The organism is Pseudomonas linyingensis (assembly GCF_900109175.1).
Taxonomy (GTDB): Bacteria; Pseudomonadota; Gammaproteobacteria; order Pseudomonadales; family Pseudomonadaceae; genus Geopseudomonas; species Geopseudomonas linyingensis.
Map to the genome: position 1 here is coordinate 1 of NZ_FNZE01000018.1, position 16,843 is coordinate 16,843.

Annotated in this window: 18 protein-coding genes and 2 tRNA genes; 4 read left to right on the plus strand and 16 right to left on the minus strand. The window is 67.4% G+C overall.

Annotated features, from left to right (window positions below; genetic code table 11):
• Position 1: 1 nt before the first annotated feature.
• The 5 genes from BMZ19_RS18320 to moaB form a co-directional block, all read right to left on the minus strand.
• Positions 2–77 (minus strand) — tRNA-Ala (locus BMZ19_RS18320).
• Positions 78–255: 178 nt separating this feature from the next.
• Positions 256–1,737, minus strand: a complete 1,482-nt coding sequence (gene gltX / locus BMZ19_RS18325) for a glutamate--tRNA ligase (RefSeq protein WP_090313030.1) — start codon at positions 1,735–1,737, stop codon at positions 256–258.
• Between the two features lie 136 nt (positions 1,738–1,873).
• The gene (locus BMZ19_RS18330) at positions 1,874–2,950 is read right to left on the minus strand and encodes an NAD(P)-dependent alcohol dehydrogenase (RefSeq protein WP_090313031.1); all 1,077 of its coding nucleotides are present in this window, start codon (positions 2,948–2,950) and stop codon (positions 1,874–1,876) included.
• A gap of 104 nt (positions 2,951–3,054) precedes the next feature.
• Positions 3,055–4,251 carry a molybdopterin molybdotransferase MoeA gene (locus BMZ19_RS18335; protein ID WP_090313032.1) on the minus strand — a complete coding sequence of 399 codons (1,197 nt, stop codon included), beginning with the start codon at positions 4,249–4,251 and terminating at the stop codon, positions 3,055–3,057.
• Positions 4,248–4,787, minus strand: a complete 540-nt coding sequence (gene moaB, locus BMZ19_RS18340; RefSeq protein WP_090313033.1) for a molybdenum cofactor biosynthesis protein B — start codon at positions 4,785–4,787, stop codon at positions 4,248–4,250. The genes BMZ19_RS18335 and moaB overlap by 4 nt, the downstream gene beginning before the upstream one ends.
• 186 nt (positions 4,788–4,973) lie before the next feature.
• On the opposite strand from moaB, the gene BMZ19_RS18345 reads away from it, so the two are divergent.
• Positions 4,974–5,050 (plus strand) — tRNA-Pro (locus BMZ19_RS18345).
• Between the two features lie 163 nt (positions 5,051–5,213).
• On the opposite strand, the gene BMZ19_RS18350 is transcribed toward BMZ19_RS18345, so the two are convergent.
• The 11 genes from BMZ19_RS18350 to BMZ19_RS18400 all read right to left on the minus strand — a co-directional run bounded on the left by BMZ19_RS18350 (position 5,214) and on the right by BMZ19_RS18400 (position 14,129).
• Entirely contained in the window at positions 5,214–5,756 is a 543-nt protein-coding gene (locus tag BMZ19_RS18350; RefSeq protein WP_090313034.1) for a flavodoxin, read from the minus strand.
• A gap of 227 nt (positions 5,757–5,983) precedes the next feature.
• Entirely contained in the window at positions 5,984–7,315 is a 1,332-nt protein-coding gene (gene clpX / locus BMZ19_RS18355; RefSeq protein ID WP_090313035.1) for an ATP-dependent Clp protease ATP-binding subunit ClpX, read from the minus strand.
• Positions 7,308–8,189 (minus strand): nitrogen fixation protein NifM, encoded by an 882-nt coding sequence (gene nifM / locus BMZ19_RS18360; RefSeq protein ID WP_090313036.1) that lies wholly within the window; start codon positions 8,187–8,189, stop codon positions 7,308–7,310. The genes clpX and nifM overlap by 8 nt, the downstream gene beginning before the upstream one ends.
• Entirely contained in the window at positions 8,179–8,649 is a 471-nt protein-coding gene (locus tag BMZ19_RS18365; protein WP_090313037.1) for a nitrogen fixation protein NifZ, read from the minus strand. The genes nifM and BMZ19_RS18365 overlap by 11 nt, the downstream gene beginning before the upstream one ends.
• Before the next feature lie 19 nt (positions 8,650–8,668).
• Positions 8,669–9,016: a nitrogenase-stabilizing/protective protein NifW gene (gene nifW, locus BMZ19_RS18370; RefSeq protein WP_090313038.1), complete on the minus strand. Its 348-nt coding sequence runs from the start codon at positions 9,014–9,016 to the stop codon at positions 8,669–8,671.
• Positions 9,013–9,552 (minus strand): hypothetical protein, encoded by a 540-nt coding sequence (locus BMZ19_RS18375; protein WP_090313039.1) that lies wholly within the window; start codon positions 9,550–9,552, stop codon positions 9,013–9,015. Before BMZ19_RS18375 ends, nifW begins: the two co-directional genes overlap by 4 nt.
• A gap of 11 nt (positions 9,553–9,563) precedes the next feature.
• Positions 9,564–10,346 (minus strand): serine O-acetyltransferase, encoded by a 783-nt coding sequence (gene cysE, locus BMZ19_RS18380; RefSeq protein WP_090313040.1) that lies wholly within the window; start codon positions 10,344–10,346, stop codon positions 9,564–9,566.
• Positions 10,343–11,497, minus strand: coding sequence for a homocitrate synthase (nifV, locus tag BMZ19_RS18385; RefSeq protein WP_090313041.1), 1,155 nt, complete (start codon positions 11,495–11,497; stop codon positions 10,343–10,345). The genes cysE and nifV overlap by 4 nt, the downstream gene beginning before the upstream one ends.
• A gap of 52 nt (positions 11,498–11,549) precedes the next feature.
• A complete protein-coding gene (gene nifS / locus BMZ19_RS18390) occupies positions 11,550–12,758 on the minus strand; it encodes a cysteine desulfurase NifS (protein ID WP_090313042.1) in 1,209 nt (402 codons plus the stop codon).
• Between the two features lies 1 nt (position 12,759).
• Entirely contained in the window at positions 12,760–13,743 is a 984-nt protein-coding gene (gene nifU, locus BMZ19_RS18395; protein ID WP_090313043.1) for a Fe-S cluster assembly protein NifU, read from the minus strand.
• Between the two features lie 62 nt (positions 13,744–13,805).
• Positions 13,806–14,129 carry a HesB/IscA family protein gene (locus BMZ19_RS18400; protein ID WP_090313044.1) on the minus strand — a complete coding sequence of 108 codons (324 nt, stop codon included), beginning with the start codon at positions 14,127–14,129 and terminating at the stop codon, positions 13,806–13,808.
• Between the two features lie 419 nt (positions 14,130–14,548).
• Here BMZ19_RS18400 and BMZ19_RS18405 point away from each other — a divergent pair, with 419 nt between their 5' ends.
• From BMZ19_RS18405 to modB, 3 genes are read left to right on the plus strand one after another with little or no spacing between them, the layout of a single operon-like run.
• A complete protein-coding gene (locus tag BMZ19_RS18405; RefSeq protein ID WP_090313045.1) occupies positions 14,549–15,361 on the plus strand; it encodes a TOBE domain-containing protein in 813 nt (270 codons plus the stop codon).
• Between the two features lie 15 nt (positions 15,362–15,376).
• Positions 15,377–16,138: a molybdate ABC transporter substrate-binding protein gene (gene modA, locus BMZ19_RS18410; RefSeq protein ID WP_090313046.1), complete on the plus strand. Its 762-nt coding sequence runs from the start codon at positions 15,377–15,379 to the stop codon at positions 16,136–16,138.
• 19 nt (positions 16,139–16,157) lie between these two features.
• Positions 16,158–16,841, plus strand: a complete 684-nt coding sequence (modB, locus tag BMZ19_RS18415; RefSeq protein WP_090313047.1) for a molybdate ABC transporter permease subunit — start codon at positions 16,158–16,160, stop codon at positions 16,839–16,841.
• Positions 16,842–16,843: the final 2 nt, after the last annotated feature.

Below are 16,843 nucleotides of genomic sequence, written 5' to 3' on the forward strand. Positions count from 1 at the left end.
TTGGTGGAGCTAGACGGGATCGAACCGTCGACCTCTTGCATGCCATGCAAGCGCTCTCCCAGCTGAGCTATAGCCCCACTTTCGTGAGCGCCTTCACTTGCGAACCAGGTTCGTCGTGAAGACGGGGCGCATGTTAATGGCGACCCGCAAACCCGTCAACACTTTTTTCGATTTTTTCTTAAAAGATTTCGCAAGCAGAACAAACACTTACCTCAAGCGAAGGGATGGCGGGAGTGGCCCGCCATCCCTTCCGGCTTACTCGATGGCAGCCAGCAGCTTCTCCCACTCCTTGGTTTCCTTCTTCGACACGCCGCCGAGCAGCTCGACGGCCTGGCGCAGACGGAAGCGCGACAGGTCGGGGCCGAGGATCTCCATGGCGTCGAGCACCGATACCGAGCTGGCCTGCCCGCTGATGGCCGGGAAGATCAGCGGCATCAGGTCACGCAGCTTGCAGCCCATGAAGGCGGCGACCGCATTGATGATCGCGGTGATGTTGTCCTTGTTCCACTGGCGCAGCGCCTCCAGCTTCCAGAGGATCAGCTGCAGCGCTTGGCGCACCTGCTCGGGCGACAGTTTCTTGTGCTCGAACAGCTTGGCGTCCGGGCTCACCCCGCCCATGAAGAAGAAGCCGGCCAGCGGCGCCAGCTGGCTGAAGGTCTCCACGCGGTTCTGCACGTGCGGGGCGATCTGCATCAGGTACTGCGGGTTGAGCGCCCACTTCTGGATTTCGGCAGCGAAACGCTCGACCGGCAGTTCGCGCAGCCACTGGCCGTTCAGCCAGGACAGCTTGTCGACGTCGAAGATCGGCCCGCCGAGCGACACGCGGCTGAGATCGAAGTGCTCGACCATCTCGGCCAGGGAGAACTTCTCGCGCTCGTCCGGCATCGACCAGCCCATGCGCCCCAGGTAGTTGAGCATGGCTTCGGGCAGGTAGCCCATGCGCTGGTAGAAGGTCACCGAGGTGGGGTTCTTGCGCTTGGACAGCTTGCTCTTGTCCGGGTTGCGCAGCAGCGGCATGTAGCACAGCTGCGGCTGTTCCCAGCCGAAGTACTCGTACAGCTTGATCAGCTTGGGCGCCGACGGCAGCCATTCCTCACCGCGCAGCACGTGGGTGATGCCCATCAGGTGGTCGTCGACCACGTTGGCGAGGAAGTAGGTGGGCAGGCCGTCGGTCTTCATCAGCACCTGCATGTCCATGCGATCCCAGGGGATCTCCACTTCGCCACGCAGCATGTCCGGCACCACGCAGACGCCCTCGGTCGGCACCTTCATGCGCACCACGTGGGCCTCGCCGGCAGCGATGCGCTGCTGCGCCTCGGCCGGATCGATGTGCATGCAGTGGCCGTCGTAGCGCGGGGTTTCCTTGTTGGCCATCTGCTCGGCGCGTACCGCATCGAGGCGCTCGGCGCTGCAGAAGCAGGGGAAGGCGTGGCCCTTGGCGACCAACTCGTCCGAGTACTGCTTGTAGATGTGGCCGCGCTCGCTCTGCCGGTACGGACCGTGCGGGCCGCCGACGTCCGGGCCCTCGTCCCACTCGATGCCCAGCCAGCGCAGGGCGTCGTAGATCTGCTGTTCGGACTCGCGGGTCGAACGCAGCTGGTCGGTATCCTCGATGCGCAGGATGAACTGACCGCCGTGCTGGCGGGCGAAGCACAGGTTGAACAGGGCGATGTAGGCGGTGCCGACGTGCGGGTCGCCGGTGGGCGACGGCGCGATGCGGGTACGAACGGTGGTCATGGCGACTCTCGGACTGAGCGTTGATGCAAAGGCGCGATGTTAGCAGCCACGCGGCCTCCGGCTCCAGCCGCAGCCGCGTGCGCCACAAACGACGAAGCCCGGACGCGGCCGGGCTTCGTCGACTTCAGGGCACCCCTCAGAACGGCTTGATCGCCACCTTGAGCACGCCGTCGCGCTGGTGGCCGAACAGGTCGTAGGCCTCCACGATCTGCTCCAGCTTGTACTCGTGGGTCACCAGCAGGCCCAGATCGACCCGCCCGGAGGCCACCACATTGAGCAGCCGGCGCATGCGCTCCTTGCCGCCGGGGCACAGCGAGGTGACGATCTTGTTGTCGCCCAGACCGGCATGGAAGGCGCCCAGCGGAATGACCAGATCGCTGGAATACACGCCCAGGCTGGACAGGGTGCCGCCCGGCTTGAGCACGCGCAGCGCGCTCTCGAAGGTCGTCTGCGTGCCGAGCGCCTCGATCGCCGCATCCACGCCGCGGCCGCCGGTCAGCTTGAGGATTTCGTCGACCACGTCGACTTCGCGGAAGTTGAGGGTGACGTCGGCGCCCAACTGCCTGGCGATCTGCAGGCGCTCGTTCACTCCGTCGATGGCGATGATCATGCTCGCCCCGCGCAGCTTGGCACCGGCGGTGGCGCACAAGCCGATCGGTCCCTGGGCGAACACCGCGACGATGTCGCCGATCTTGATGTTGGCCGCCTCGGCGCCGGCGAAGCCGGTGGACATGATGTCCGGGCACATCAGCACCTGCTCGTCACTGAGGCCATCTGGCACCGGCGCCAGGTTGGCCTGGGCGTCGGGCACCAGCACGTATTCGGCCTGGGTGCCATCGATGGTGTTGCCGAAGCGCCAGCCGCCCATCGGCTTGTAGCCGTGGCAGGTGCAGCCGCCGTCCTGGGAGGACAGACCATCCTGACTGGCGTAGGAGTTGAAGCTCGGGCAGATCGCCCCGGCGATCACCCGCTGACCCTCCTGGTAACCCTGCACGTTGCTGCCGAGCTTCTCGATGATGCCCACCGGCTCGTGGCCGATGGTCAGCCCCGGCGCCACCGGGTACTCACCCTTGAGGATGTGCACGTCGGTGCCGCAGATGGTGGTGGTGGTGATGCGCACCAGCGCATCGTTCGGCCCCACCGGCGGGATCGGCTTGTCGACCAGCTCGATGCGGCCGGGGGCCACGAATACCGCTGCTTTCATCATCGTCATCGGAACACTCCTTAGTACCAATGGAGCCGGGCAAGCCGGCCTGGACAGGCATTCACTCTAGTCCAGCGCCGATGACAACGACATGCCCGAGGTCATGGCCGCGCTCAGAACAGCTCGCTGAGCGGAATGAAGGTCACCGCATCGCCCTCCGCCAGGGTGCTGCCCTCGCGGACTTCGACCAGCCCATCGGCCCAGGCGGCGCTGCGCAGCACGCCGGAACTCTGGTTGGGATGCAGCACCGCCCTGCCCTGCTCCAGCCGCCCGCGGAGGAATTCGCGACGCCCGCCGGCCTTCGACCAGACGAAGCCGGCCGGCACGCTGAAGCGCAGCGGCTCGAGACGCGTCGCGCCGAGCCGGCGCAGCAGGTAGGGACGCACCAGCAACCCGGCGGTCACCAGGGTCGCCGCCGGGTTGCCGGGCAGACCGATCAGCGGCGTGCCGCGATAATGTCCGCAGGTCAGCGGCTTGCCCGGCTTGAGCGCCAGCTTCCACAGGGTCAGCTCGCCCTCCTCGCGCAGCACCTGGCCGAGGAAGTCCGCCTCGCCCACCGACACGCCGCCGGTGGAAAGGATCAGGTCGGCCGCGCCCAGCGCCGCGAGGCGCGCGCGGGTCTGCGCCAGATCGTCGGGCAGGATGCCGGCGTCCAGCACCTCACAGCCCAGCCGGGTCAGCCAGGCCGCCAGCAAGGCCCGGTTGCTGTTGTAGATCTGCCCGGCACCGAGCGGCTGGCCCGGCTCGACCAGTTCGTCGCCGGTGGACAGCAGCGCCACCCGCGGCCGGCGACGCACCTCGACCTGCGCCACGCCGAGCGAGGCGACCAGGCCCAGCTCTACCGGCCCCAGACGACTGCCGGCCTCCAGCAGGACTTCACCGCTGGTCACCTCCTGGCCACGCGGGCGGACGTTCTGCCCCAGGCGCAGCTCTTCGCAAAAGCGCACCCGGCCATCGGCCAGCACTTCGACGTTCTCCTGCATCTCCACCGTGTCGGCACCCTCGGGCAGCGGCGCGCCGGTGAAGATGCGCGCGCAGCTGCCCGGCTGCAGCGCAACCGGCGCCTGGCCGGCGAAGATCTGCTGGCTGACCGCCAGCGGCTCGCCGGTCCAGTCGGCCAGGCGCAGGGCGTAGCCGTCCATTGCGCTATTCGGCCAGGGCGGCAGATCGAGTCCGGCGACCAGCGCCGTCGCCAGCACCCACCCCTCGGCTGCGCCGGCGGGGATGCACTCGGTCTCGACGATCGGCTCGGCCGCGGCCTGCGCCAGCAGGCGCTCCAGCGCCTCTTCCAGCGGTAGCAGCGCACTCATCCGCGCGACTCGCAGGCCGGCGCCTGCTTGAGGTGGGCGACGAAGTTGCACGGCCGATGCCGCGCATCCAGCTGGCTGGCGAGGATGCCGTCCCAGCCGGTGCGGCAGGCGTTGGTCGAGCCCGGCAGGCAGCACACCAGGGTGCCGTTGGCCAGCCCGGCCAGGGCGCGCGACTGGATGGTCGAGGTGCCGATGTCGTCGAAGGATATCTGCCGGAACAGCTCGCCGAAGCCGTCCACCTGCTTGTCGAGCAGGCAGGCCACCGCCTCGGGAGTGCTGTCGCGGCCGGTGAAGCCGGTGCCGCCGGTGATCAGCACCACCTGCACCTCGTCCTCGGCGATCCACTGCGCCACCTGGGCGCGGATGCGGTACAGGTCGTCCTTGAGCAGCACGCGAGCCGCCAGATGGTGGCCGGCACCCTGCAGGCGCTCGACCAGCAGGCCACCGGAGGTATCGGTGTCCAGGCTACGGGTATCGCTGACCGTCAGGACGGCGATGTTCAAGGGAACGAAAACGCTCTCGGCATGCTTGCTCATCAAGGGGGCTCCACGCGTGATTGGGGATGAAAAACGACTGACCGGTTTATAGCACCAACCTAGCACCAACCGGGCCAACTGCACCCGCAGCACTTGCGCGCCATTCCGGGATGCGGAAATTTTGATTTTTTTTCAGCTAACCCCTTGTGCCCCATAAGTTTTTCTGTAGAATGCGCCCCATCAACACGGAGCGTAGCGCAGCTTGGTAGCGCGTCTCGTTCGGGACGAGAAGGTCGCTGGTTCGAATCCAGTCGCTCCGACCATATCCCGATTCATTGATCGGCTCGATCGGTGAATCAAACAGAAAAGCCCGCTCAATGCGGGCTTTTCTGTTTCTGCACGTCCAATCTCCCCCGCCCAAGTGCTCGCCTACGGTGCAAGCGGCCCGGTCATGGCCCGTGGGCGCATGACCGGAATCCGTTCGTCTTACAGCGGCAGGTCGAAGTCCGCGGCGATCAGCTGCAGCCAGTTGCTCAGACGCTCTTCGGTGAGGCCGCTCTGGTTGTCCAGATCCAGCGCCAGACCGACGAACTTGCCGTCGACCACCGCCTCGGAATGCTTGAACTCGTAGCCTTCGGTCGGCCAGGCGCCGACCACCTTGGCGCCGCGCTCGGCCACGAACGCGTGGAGAATGCCCATGCCATCGAGGAACTCGTCGGGATAACCCACCTGGTCGCCCAGACCGAAGAGGGCCACGGTCTTGCCGGTGAAATCGACGTCCTGCAGCTGCGGCAGGAATTCCTCCCAGCTCTCGTTCTCGCAGTCGGCCGACAGGCCCGGCAGCTCGCCGTCGCCCAGGGTCGGCGTGCCGATGATCAGGTACTGGTACTGGGCCAGCTCCTCGGCCGTGGCGCGGTTGACGTTGAGCGCGTCCGCCATGGTGTCGTCGTCGAAGCGTTTCTTGATCATTTTGGCCACCTTGCGGGTCTTGCCCGTGTTGGTGCCGAAGAAGAGTCCAATCCTGGCCATAACTCACCTCTGACTGCGTACATGTGATCCGAATTCGGGGCTGCCTGCCTCGGCGCGGGCCAGGCTGGCCCTTACCTACCAGCAGGAATCGGGCCACCGCCGATGCCTGCGCGAAAAACACCAAGCAATTGATTCAAAAGGACTTTATTTCCTTACGGGGCACGCCTTGTCGCAAAACCGACGCGGCGCGACGGCCGCTGCGAGCCGGTCTGTCGGCTTTGCCACACTCACTGGTCGGCCGCCAGGCGCGCCGGCTCGGTGCTGGTTGCGACCAGCGGAGCGCTGTCCACCGCCAATGCACTGGCCTCCTCCTCGGCCAGGGTTTCCAGCACCTTGATGCGGGCATCGCCCCCCTCCTCGACCAGGTCCAGGGTGCAGACCCGCAGCAGCGGCTGCGACGGCATGTCGAACATGGTCTGCTGCAGGGCCACCTCGAGCACCGCGCGCAGGCCGCGAGCGCCGGTCTTGCGCTGCAGGGCCTGGTCGGCGATGTGGTCGAGCGCCGCCGCGGTGATCTCCAGCGTCACGCCCTGATAGGCGAACAGCTGCTTGTACTGCTTGACCAGAGCATTGCGCGGTTCGGTGAGGATGCGCAGCAGGGTGGCGTGATCCAGCTCCTGAAGGAAGGTGATGATCGGGAAGCGACCGATGAACTCGGGGATCAGACCGAACTCGTGCAGATCGTCCGGCAACAGCGAGGCTAGCAACTCGTTGATCGACGGCTGCGCCTGGCGCGGCGGCTGGGCATGGAAGCCGATGCCGCCGGTCTTCGGCTGGATGCGGCTGCAGACCAGCGCCTCCAGGCCGGGAAAGGCGCCGCCGGCGATGAACAGGATGTTGCGGGTGTCGACCACCTGCTCCTCGCCGTGTTCGCTGCGCCGGCCGGACTTGGCGATGCGCACCTCGGTGCCCTCGACCATCTTCAGCAGGGCCTGTTGCACGCCCTCGCCGGAGATGTCGCGCACCGCCGTGCCGCCGCCGCTGCGTCGCGCCAGCTTGTCCACCTCGTCGATGTAGACGATCCCCCACTGCGCCTGCTGCACGTCGCCGTTGGCGGCTTCCAGCAGGCGGGTGATGATGCTGTCGACGTCGTCGCCGACATAGCCGGCCTGGGTCAGGGTGGTGGCATCGGCCGACGCGAACGGCACGCCGAGGATGCGCGCCAGGGTGCGCACCAGCAGGGTCTTGCCGGTGCCCGACGGACCGGCCATGAGGATGTTGGATTTCTCCAGCTCGACTTCCTCGCCGAGCTGGCAGATCGGCTCGCGGTCGCAGTTGAGCAGACGCAGGTAATGGTTGAAGACCGCGACGGACAGGGTTTCCTTGGCCGCCTCTTGGCCGATCACCGACTCGTCGAGGTGCTGCTTGTAGGCGGCCGGGGTACGCAGCTGTGGCGCCAGCTGCTGCAGCTTGCGGCGCTGCCCCCAGCTGCTCACCACCTGATGGGCCAGGTTGACGCAGGCTTCGCAGATGCAGCCTTCGTTGCCGGCGATCAGCGGCACCGTCGGGCTTTTTTCCGCGCCGCAGAAGGAACAGCAGGGTTTCTCGGTATCAGCCATGAGCCTTCTCCACGGGGGCGGGTTGTTGCAACAGGCGCTCCAGCCATTGCCGCTGGAACGCCTTGCGCTGGCGGTCTTGCAGGCGGTCGCGCAGGCGCGGCAGGGCTTCCTCGAGCGTCACCTTGGCGGCAGGGGCCACCGCTTCGCAACGCAGCAGGTGCAGGCCCAGCGGCGACTCGAGCAGCGGGCTCAGTTCGCCCGCGGCCAGCGAGAACAGGCTGGCCTCCAGCTGCGGATACAGCTTGCCGGGCGTGACGTAACCGAGCAGACCGCCCTGCAGCGCGGTGGGGCACTCCGAATGCTTGAGGGCCTGATCGGCAAAGCGTTCCGGCTTGCTGCGCACACGCTTGGCAATCGCCTCCAGCCGCGCCCGCGCCGCTTGCCGGGTGTTTTCCGGATAGTCCGGATTGATGGTGATCAGGATATGCCGCGCCTCGCGCGACTCCGGGCGCTGGAACTGCTCCGGGTGGTTGAAGTAGTAGAGGCTCAGATCGGTGTCGCTGATTTCCGGCAGGCCGGCGCAGATGCGCTCGAGCACCGCCTCGACCTTCAGCGCCCGGGCCAGCGCCGCACGCAGGCCTCCGTCGTCCAGGCCGTGACTGGCCAGCGCCTGCTGCAGTGCCTGGCCATCGGCATAGCGGCTGGCGATCTGCGCGCGAGCCTCCTCGACCTGCGCCGCGGGAATCACCACGCCGCTCGCTTCGCCACTGCGCAGCACGGCATCCTCGATCCGCCGCTGGCGGGCGACGATGCGCCCGGCCTGCCGGAGCTGCTCGGCATCGAGCTTGTCCGGCTCGCAGCCGAACTGCTCGCGCGCCACCTGCAGCAGGTAGTAGCGCTCGTCAATCCCGTTCGGGAGTGCATCATTGTCCATCGATCACCTCCGCCGACGCATCGACCGCGCCCAGGCTCTGCTCGGGAACCTGCAGCACCAGGCCGTCGCCGAAGTGCACGTGGTACTGAACGCCCTGCGGCAGGTCGCGCAGCACCTTCATCACGCTGCCCTGGCGGCCCATTTCCACCACCACCTCGCCGCGCAGGGCCAGGCTGCGGGTGGCGACCACGTTGTCGCGGAACTCGAACAGGCTGGGCACCCAGGGCTCCGCCGCCGCTATCAGCTCCTCCTCGCGACAGCCGACGGTGCGGCCGGACTCGAGAAAGTGCACGCGGTAGATCAACTGGTCCTGCAGGTAGGTGCCGACGTCGTACACACAGCCCACCGCGCCGCGGCGGATTAGCAGCGTGCCGGTGTCCATGCCCGGATAGGTGCCGTCGTTGCGCACATTGCGCACCACGCGCACTTCATCGCCGTACTCGAAAAGCGGCAGGCTCATGACACTGTCCTCCCCTGGCTCAGCTCAGCAGCTGGTCGATGGAGACGAAGGTGGTCTGCGGCTCGTGCATGCGAAACACCTTGAACACCTTCTCGGTCTGCGCGTCGGAGTCGACGAAGTCCTGGTAGGCGCGGCTGAGCAGCTGGCGATAGACCGCCTGGCGCACGCTGTCGTCGTGCCTGTCCAGATCGCCGCTCTTGCTCAGGTAGTCGTGGTAGCGCTGCATGATGTGCAGACGATTGATGTGCACGACCGTCTGGTCGAAGGGCACGCCGAAGAAGTCGAGGAAGTCTTCGGCAGACACCAGGTCTTCCATGGCCTCGTCCAGCGTCAGGTCGGAATCCGGGGAAAAGCCTTGTACGGTCATGGTCGTGTCTCCGCGGTGGCCGCAATAGGGAAAGTGACGATCTCGGCGTTGTTCGCTGCCAGCACATCCAGCAGCAGCCTGGCGCCCAGGCGGTTGTCCGTATCCAGCTCGACGACCTTGACGAGCATCGCCTTGCCCTGCTCGAAACGGCCCAGGCGCAGGCAGAGGTAGCCGGCGCCCTTGAGCGCCAGCAGATGGAAGCGCAGCAGGCCGATGCCGCGCGCGGCGGCCATGACCAGCGCGTCCTGGTCGATGTGCCGCCAGTCGGCGGGCAGGCCCAGGCGCGGCCCGACCACCGCCATCACCCGCAGGGCGATGTGCAGGGCGTCCTGGTAGCGGTGCTGGTAGTAGTAGAAGCGGTACAGGCCGACCAGCACGCTGAGGTTGTCCGGCGCCAGCGCCTGCGCGGCCAGCAGCGGCGGCTCGGCACCGCCCTCGGCGTACTGCTCGGCGGCGGCGGCGAGCAGGCGGTCGAGCGCGGCCGACTGCGGTTCGTCGAAGTACAGGCCGTCGCCGTTGAAGTCCTGCAGATCCATGGCCGCCCCCGTCACTCGCCCGGCAGGCGCCGCCGCGGCGCGCCCAGTGTCTTGGCCACCGCGCCGCCGGCGCAGTCGCTCTCGCAGATGCTGTTGTCCGCGTTGCAGCCCTGGTAGTACTGCTGCTGGCTGCCGGCGGCGAGCAGGCCGCCCGCCTCGACCTGCTTCTCCAGGCTGTCCAGGCGCTCGAGCAGGCAAGCGATGGCCTTGCCCACCGGGTCGGGGATCAGGTGATGGTCGAGGTCGATGCCGTAGGGATTGGGCTGGCCGGCCTCGCGCAGCCTGACCACCTTGCCGGGAATGCCGACCACCGTGCAGCCGTCCGGCACGTCCTGCACCACCACCGAGTTGGCGCCGACCCGGGCGCCGGCGCCCACGGTGATCGGCCCGAGGATCTTGGCACCGGCGCCGACCAGCACGCCGTCGCCGAGGGTCGGATGGCGCTTGCCCTTGCGCCAGCTGGTGCCGCCGAGGGTGACCCCGTGGTAGAGGGTCACATCGGCGCCGATCTCGGCGGTCTCGCCGATCACCACGCCGGCGCCGTGGTCGATGAAGAAGCGCGGGCCGATGGTGGCGCCGGGGTGGATGTCGACGTTGCTGAGCAGGCGGGCGACGAACGACAGCAGCCGCGCCACATAGCGCCACTCGGCCCGCCACAGGCGATGGCCGAGGCGATAGAGCATGATCGCGTGCACCCCCGGATAGGTGGTGAGCACCTCGAAGGTGGTGCGCGCGGCCGGATCGCGCTGGAACACGCAGCGGATGTCGTCGCGCCACTCACCGAGCAGGCTCATGCCAGACCTCCTGCGGCCAGGACGGGCGCGCCCTGCTCGCCCAGCTGGCGATGGAACTCCTCCAACTCGAGCGCCTGCGGGCTGCGCTTGGTCCGGGTGGAGAAGACCCGGATGCGCCCGAGCAGCGCCTGGCACTGCCAGTCGTCCAGCTCGATGCCCAGCTCGCGGTAGCGGGTGCGTACCATGTGCGCGCCGGAATGCTTGCCCAGCACCAGGCTGTGGCTGCGCCCCAGCTCGTCGGGATTCAGGCCCTCGTAGTTGCGCCGGTGCTTGAGCAAGCCGTCGACATGGATGCCCGCCTCGTGGGTGAACACCCCGGCGCCGACCACGCTCTTCTGCCAGGCCACCTGACGCCCGGAGGCCTGCTCGACCAGCGCCGAGATCGCCGGGATGCCGCGGGTGTCGATGCCGGTATCGATGCCGTGCAGATGCTTGAGGGCCAGCGCGCACTCCTCCAGCGCCGCATTGCCGGCGCGCTCGCCCAGACCGTTGACCGTGGTGTTGATGTGGGTGGCGCCGCCCAGCACCGCCGCCAGGGTGTTGGCGGTGGCCAGGCCGAAGTCGTCGTGGGCGTGCACCTCCAGCTCCAGGTCGAGTCGGCTTCGCAGGAAGCGGAAGCGCTCGAGCATGCCGAACGGCTCCATCACCCCCACGGTATCGGCGAAGCGCAGGCGCCGTGCGCCGGCGGCCTGGGCCGCGTGGGCGACGCGCACGACGAACTCCATGTCGGCGCGCGAGGCATCCTCGCAGCCGAGACACACCTCCAGTCCGGCCAGGCGCGCTTCGCCGACCAGTCGCGCCACTTCGCGCAGGGCCCAGTCGCGGTCGCGGCCGAGCTTGTGCTGGAGCATCAGGTCGGAGACCGGCAGCGACAGATCGACCATGCCCACCCCGCTGTCGCGGGCCGCGGCAAGATCGCTCTCGCACAGCCGGCACCAGGCCAGCAGATGCGCCGGCAGCTTGAGGGCGGCGATGGCGCGCATGCCCTCGCGCTCCTCCTCGCCCATGCTGGGAATGCCGATCTCCAGCTCCGGCACGCCCAGCGCGGCGAGGGCGCGGGCGATGGCGATCTTCTCCTCGACACTGAAGGCCACCCCGGCGCTCTGCTCGCCGTCGCGCAGGGTGGTGTCGTCGATGATCACGCTGGCCATGGCTTCCTCCAACAACAACTGCGGATGGGGCGATCTCCCGCGGGGCGACGACTCAGGCGTAGACCGGCGCGAACGCCTTGCCGGGGTCTTCCACCGGACCGTTGCCGTTCCAGTACGGCGACAGCTTGCGCAGCTGGGCGACGATCGGCGGCACCTCGCGGATCACGTGGTCGATCTCCGCTTCCGTGGTGTAGCGCGACAGCGAGAAGCGCACGGTGCCGTGGGCGGCTGTGTAGGGAATGTCCATGGCGCGCATCACGTGGGACGGCTCCAGCGAGCCGGAGGTGCACGCCGAACCGCTGGAGGCGGCGATGCCGACCTTGTTGAGCAGCAGCAGGATGGCCTCGCCCTCGATGTACTCGAAGGCGATGTTGGCGGTGTTGGGCAGACGGTTGCCCGGATCGCCGGTGACGAACGCGTAAGGCACCGCCGCGAGGATGGCGGCCTCGAGCTTGTCGCGCAGGCGCTTGATCTCGCTGTTCTCGTGCGCCATGAACTGCAGCGCGCGCTCGGCGGCCACGCCCAGGCCGACGATGGAGGCGGCGTTCTCGGTGCCGGCGCGGCGCCCGCGCTCCTGGTGGCCACCGCGCAGCAGCGGGCGGAAGCGCGTACCGCGGCGCAGGTAGAGCACGCCGATGCCCTTGGGTGCGTGCAGCTTGTGGCCGGACAGCGAGAGCATGTGGATCGACGAGTTCTGCAGGTCTAGCGGCACCTTGCCGACCGCCTGCACCGCGTCGGTGTGGAACATGACCCCGTATTCGTCGGCCATGCGCGCCATTTCCTCGACCGGGAACAGGGTGCCGGTCTCGTTATTGGCCCACATCACCGACACCACCGCCACGTCGTCGCCCAGCAGCGCGGCGTACTCGTCCAGGTTGAGCCGACCGCGCTTGTCCACCGCCAGCTTGTGCACGGTGTAACCCTCGGTGACCAGGTAGTCGCACAGGGTCAGCACCGCCGGGTGCTCGACCGTGGTGGTGATGATGGTCTTGCGCTCGGGCTGGGCCTTGAGCGCCGAGAGGATCGCCGTGGAGTCGGCCTCGGTGCCGCAGGAGGTGAAGATGATTTCCGAATCGTGCTCGGCGCCGAGCAGCTTCTGCACGCTCTGCCGGGCCTTCTTCAGCGCCAGGCCGACCTGGTTGCCGAAGCTGTGCAGCGACGACGGGTTGCCGAACTGCTCGGTGAAGAACGGCAGCATGGCCTGCACCACTTCGTCGTCGACGCGGGTGGTGGCGTTGTTGTCGAGATAGACGGCGGTCATGTCACACCTCCAGCTGGGCATGGGCGGCCGCGGCGCCGGCGGCGCTGACCGGGATCACCTTGACGAACTCGCCGAGTTCCTCGATCAGCCGCTGCTGGATCCCGCTGAGGGTCATGCTGGCCATCTGGCAGCCGGTGCAGGCGCCGGTCAGCTTGACGTAGACGTTCTTGCCGTCGACCTCGAGCAGCTCGACGTCGCCGTGGTCGCGCTGCAGGGTCGGACGGATCGACTCCAGCACGGTCTCGATGCGGCGGATGCGCTGCAGGTTGGTCATCTTCGGCGCGGCGGGCGCGGGGGCCGCCGCAGGGGCGGGGGCCGGCTCGGCGACCGGGGCCGGGGCCGGGGCCGGGGCGTTGAGATTGACCAGGCCGGACTTCGACTTGGCCTTGGTCGGCGCAGCGACGAACACCTCGCCGCGGGCGGCCAGCTCCTCGCTGAGCAGGCGCTCAAGGCCTTCATGGCAGGCCGAGCAGCCGCCGCCGGCCTTGGTGTAGTTGGTGACGTCCTCGACGCTGGACAGGTTGTTGGCGCGGATGGTCTCGCGCACCATCACCTCGTCGACGGCGAAGCACTTGCAGACCAGCGCGCCTTCCTCGTGGTCGTCCTCGAGCTCCTCGCCGCGGTAGTTGGCCACCGCCGCCTGCAGGGCCTCGCGGCCCATCACCGAGCAGTGCATCTTCTCCGGCGGCAGGCCGTCGAGGAAGTCGGCGATGTCCTGGTTGCTGATCTTCAGCGCCTGGTCGACGGTGAGCCCCTTGATCATCTCGGTCAGCGCCGAGCTTGATGCGATCGCCGAGCCGCAGCCGAAGGTCTGGAAGCCGGCATCGAGGATGACGTCGGTGTCCGGGTCGACCTTGAGGGTCAGGCGCAGGGCGTCGCCGCAGCTCAGCGAACCGACGTCGCCGACGGCGTTGGCCTCGGCCACCGCCCCGGCGTTCTTCGGGTTGTAGAAGTGTTCTTTGACCTTTTCCGAGTAATCCCACATGACGGCTGATCTCCGGTGATTCCTGGATCGCCGGTCGTCGCCGGCGACTTCGATTCGTTGGCTTAGCAGGCGAAGGACTTGCCGCAGCTGCAGCTGTTGCTGGCGTTCGGATTGACGAAGGTGAAACCGCTGCCTTCCATGCTTTCCACGAAGTCCATGGTCACGCCCTCGAGCAGCGGGGCGCTGGTGTCGTCGATCAGCAGGGTGATGCCGCCGCAGTCGAGCTGCTGGTCGCCCTCGGCACCGCTCTCCTCCAGTTTCAGGCTGTATTTGAGCCCGGAGCAGCCGCCACCCTCGACGCGGATACGCAAGCCGGCGACCGGCTTGTCCGTGCTGCTGATGAAGCGGGTAACGGCACTCTTCGCGCTGTCGGTCATGGTAATCATCGGCTTCTCTCCTCGGCTCCGCGGTGGCTTGAGCCAACCGGCAGTACAGCCGTTGCAACCGTCATGCCACGCCGAGAAACAAGAGAAATTCCTTTAATTTCAATCAGTTGATAAAACCCCCGGGCGCCCGAGGCTGTCGCGAAAAGCACGCCTTGCGGTCAATGTCGGGTTTGCGACAAGAGCGACGACGACATCCGCGGTACCGCGCAACGACCGCGAGCGGCGCTGTGCGTGTAGCGCTATATACAAAACGACATAGCGCCGGCAAAACTGTCGTATCCCGGACAAACCACGCGCCCACTCGGCAGGCCTGCAAAAGCACGCAAACCATTGATTGCAAAGGCGAACACCTGGGAAACCGGGAACTGGTCGCCTTTTTGCACTCGTCATCGTCACCAACCGGCCAACAAGGAGATGCCATGAGCGACCCACAGACACCCGGCCCACTGCGCGTGGATGGCCAGCTCTGGTTCAACCGCGACGAAAAGGGCTACCTGGGCGGCAAGCGCATCGAGCTGCTGGAACAGATCGAGGCCACCGGCTCGATCAGCCGCGCCGCCAAGCAGATCAAGCTCAGCTACAAGGCCGCCTGGGATGCGGTGGACGCCATGAACAACCTGTCGGAGCGGCCGCTGGTGGTCTGCTCCGCCGGCGGTGCGCAGGGCGGCGGTACCCGGCTGACCGACTTCGGCCGCGAGATGCTCCACGTCTGGCGGCGCATGCAGAGCGAGTACGAGCGCTTTCTCGCCCAGGTGGCCCAGGGCATCGAACAGTTCGACGACATCGACCGCCTGTTGAGGGCCATCGCCATGAAGACCAGCGCACGCAACCAGTTCCGCGGCCGCATCAGCCAAGTCGAGAAAGGCGCCGTCAACGGCATCCTGACCCTCGATCTGGGCGATGGACTGAACATCGTCGCCACCCTGACCAACGACAGCATCGACGAGCTGCAACTGGCTCCGGGCAAGACCGCCATGGCGCTGATCAAGGCCAGCTTCGTGCTGCTCTCGCCCGATCCGCAGGTGAAGATCAGCGCGCGCAATCGCCTGACCGGCACCATCTGCGCGCTGATTCCCGGCGCGGTGAACTGCGAGGTGAAACTGCTGCTGCCGGGCGGGCGCACCCTCAGCGCGGTAGTCACCCTCGACAGCGTCAGCGAGCTGGGCCTGGCCACCGGGCAACCCTGCACGGCGCTGATCAAGGCATCCCACGTCATCATCGCCATCGATTGAAATGAGGTCATCACCATGAGAAACGGATTTTCCCGGCGCTGCGCCGCCCTGCTGCTTAGCCTGATGCCGCTCGCGGCTGCCCAGGCCGGCGAGGTCCAGGTCGCCGTCGCCGCCAACTTCACCGCGCCGATGCAGGCCATCGCCGCCGAGTTCGAGAAGGACACCGGGCACAAGGCCCTGCTCGCCTTCGGCGCCACCGGCAAGTTCTACGCGCAGATCCACAACGGCGCGCCTTTCGAGGTCTTCCTCGCCGCCGACGACAGCACCCCGCTGAAGCTGGAACAGGAAGCCGCCAGTGTGCCGGGATCGCGCTTCACCTATGCCATCGGCACCCTGGTGCTGTGGTCGGCCACGCCGGGCTACGTCGACGACCAGGGCGCGGTGTTGAAAAAGGATCAGTTCAAGCACCTGGCGCTGGCCAACCCGAAGACCGCGCCCTACGGCGTGGCCGCGCAGGCCGCCCTGGCCAAACTCGGCATCGCCGAGGAAGACCTGAAGGGGCGCCTGGTGCTGGGCGAGAACATCACCCAGACGCACCAGTTCGTCGCCACCGGCAACGCCGAGCTGGGCTTCATCGCCCTGTCGCAGGTGTACCGGGACGGCAAGGTCGCCAGCGGCTCGGCCTGGATCGTACCGGCCGAGTACCATGCGCCGATCCGCCAGGATGCGGTGATTCTCGCCAAGGGCCAGCACAACCCGGCCGCGGCGGCGCTGGTCGACTACCTCAAGGGGCCGAAGGCGAGCGCGCTGATCCGCTCCTACGGCTACGCTCTCTGACCGAACAAGGAGCCGCGGCATGGTCCCGCTCGACAGTGTCGACCTCGCAGCGATCTGGCTGACCCTCAAGCTGGCCACGCTGACCACCGTGCTGCTGCTGCTGATCGGCACGCCGATCGGCTGGTGGCTGGCGCGCACCCGCTCGAAGTGGAAGGGCCCCATCGGTGCGGTGGTCGCCCTGCCCCTGGTGCTGCCGCCCACCGTGCTGGGCTTCTACCTGCTGGTGGCGATGGGCCCGCACGGCTTCATCGGCCAGCTGACCCAGAGCCTGGGCCTGGGCACCCTGCCCTTCACCTTCGCCGGTCTGGTGGTGGCCTCGGTGTTCTACTCGCTGCCGTTCGTCGTGCAGCCCCTGCAGAACGCCTTCGAGGCCATCGGCGAACGCCCGCTGGAAGTGGCGGCGACCCTGCGCGCCGGGCCCGTGGATACCTTCTTCACGGTCGTACTGCCACTGGCCAAACCCGGCTTCGTCACCGCGGCGATCCTTGGCTTCGCCCACACCGTCGGCGAATTCGGCGTGGTGCTGATGATCGGCGGCAACATCCCGGAGAAGACCCGCGTGGTGTCGGTACAGATCTACGATCACGTCGAGGCCATGGAGTACGCCCAGGCGCACTGGCTGGCCGGCGGCATGCTGGCATTCTCCTTCGTGGTGCTGCTGGTGCTCTACACCAGCCGACTGAAACAGGGCTGGCGCGGCTGAAC

What these genes read in the sequence shown, in the direction of transcription:
- gltX (WP_090313030.1), bottom strand. Translation starts at nt 1,737, where the DNA reads ATGACCACCGTTCGTACCCGCATCGCGCCGTCGCCCACCGGCGACCCG.
- BMZ19_RS18330 (WP_090313031.1), bottom strand. Translation starts at nt 2,950, where the DNA reads ATGACGATGATGAAAGCAGCGGTATTCGTGGCCCCCGGCCGCATCGAG.
- BMZ19_RS18335 (WP_090313032.1), bottom strand. Translation starts at nt 4,251, where the DNA reads ATGAGTGCGCTGCTACCGCTGGAAGAGGCGCTGGAGCGCCTGCTGGCG.
- moaB (WP_090313033.1), bottom strand. Translation starts at nt 4,787, where the DNA reads ATGAGCAAGCATGCCGAGAGCGTTTTCGTTCCCTTGAACATCGCCGTC.
- BMZ19_RS18350 (WP_090313034.1), bottom strand. Translation starts at nt 5,756, where the DNA reads ATGGCCAGGATTGGACTCTTCTTCGGCACCAACACGGGCAAGACCCGC.
- clpX (WP_090313035.1), bottom strand. Translation starts at nt 7,315, where the DNA reads ATGGCTGATACCGAGAAACCCTGCTGTTCCTTCTGCGGCGCGGAAAAA.
- nifM (WP_090313036.1), bottom strand. Translation starts at nt 8,189, where the DNA reads ATGGACAATGATGCACTCCCGAACGGGATTGACGAGCGCTACTACCTG.
- BMZ19_RS18365 (WP_090313037.1), bottom strand. Translation starts at nt 8,649, where the DNA reads ATGAGCCTGCCGCTTTTCGAGTACGGCGATGAAGTGCGCGTGGTGCGC.
- nifW (WP_090313038.1), bottom strand. Translation starts at nt 9,016, where the DNA reads ATGACCGTACAAGGCTTTTCCCCGGATTCCGACCTGACGCTGGACGAG.
- BMZ19_RS18375 (WP_090313039.1), bottom strand. Translation starts at nt 9,552, where the DNA reads ATGGATCTGCAGGACTTCAACGGCGACGGCCTGTACTTCGACGAACCG.
- cysE (WP_090313040.1), bottom strand. Translation starts at nt 10,346, where the DNA reads ATGAGCCTGCTCGGTGAGTGGCGCGACGACATCCGCTGCGTGTTCCAG.
- nifV (WP_090313041.1), bottom strand. Translation starts at nt 11,497, where the DNA reads ATGGCCAGCGTGATCATCGACGACACCACCCTGCGCGACGGCGAGCAG.
- nifS (WP_090313042.1), bottom strand. Translation starts at nt 12,758, where the DNA reads ATGACCGCCGTCTATCTCGACAACAACGCCACCACCCGCGTCGACGAC.
- nifU (WP_090313043.1), bottom strand. Translation starts at nt 13,743, where the DNA reads ATGTGGGATTACTCGGAAAAGGTCAAAGAACACTTCTACAACCCGAAG.
- BMZ19_RS18400 (WP_090313044.1), bottom strand. Translation starts at nt 14,129, where the DNA reads ATGATTACCATGACCGACAGCGCGAAGAGTGCCGTTACCCGCTTCATC.
- BMZ19_RS18405 (WP_090313045.1), top strand. Translation starts at nt 14,549, where the DNA reads ATGAGCGACCCACAGACACCCGGCCCACTGCGCGTGGATGGCCAGCTC.
- modA (WP_090313046.1), top strand. Translation starts at nt 15,377, where the DNA reads ATGAGAAACGGATTTTCCCGGCGCTGCGCCGCCCTGCTGCTTAGCCTG.
- modB (WP_090313047.1), top strand. Translation starts at nt 16,158, where the DNA reads ATGGTCCCGCTCGACAGTGTCGACCTCGCAGCGATCTGGCTGACCCTC.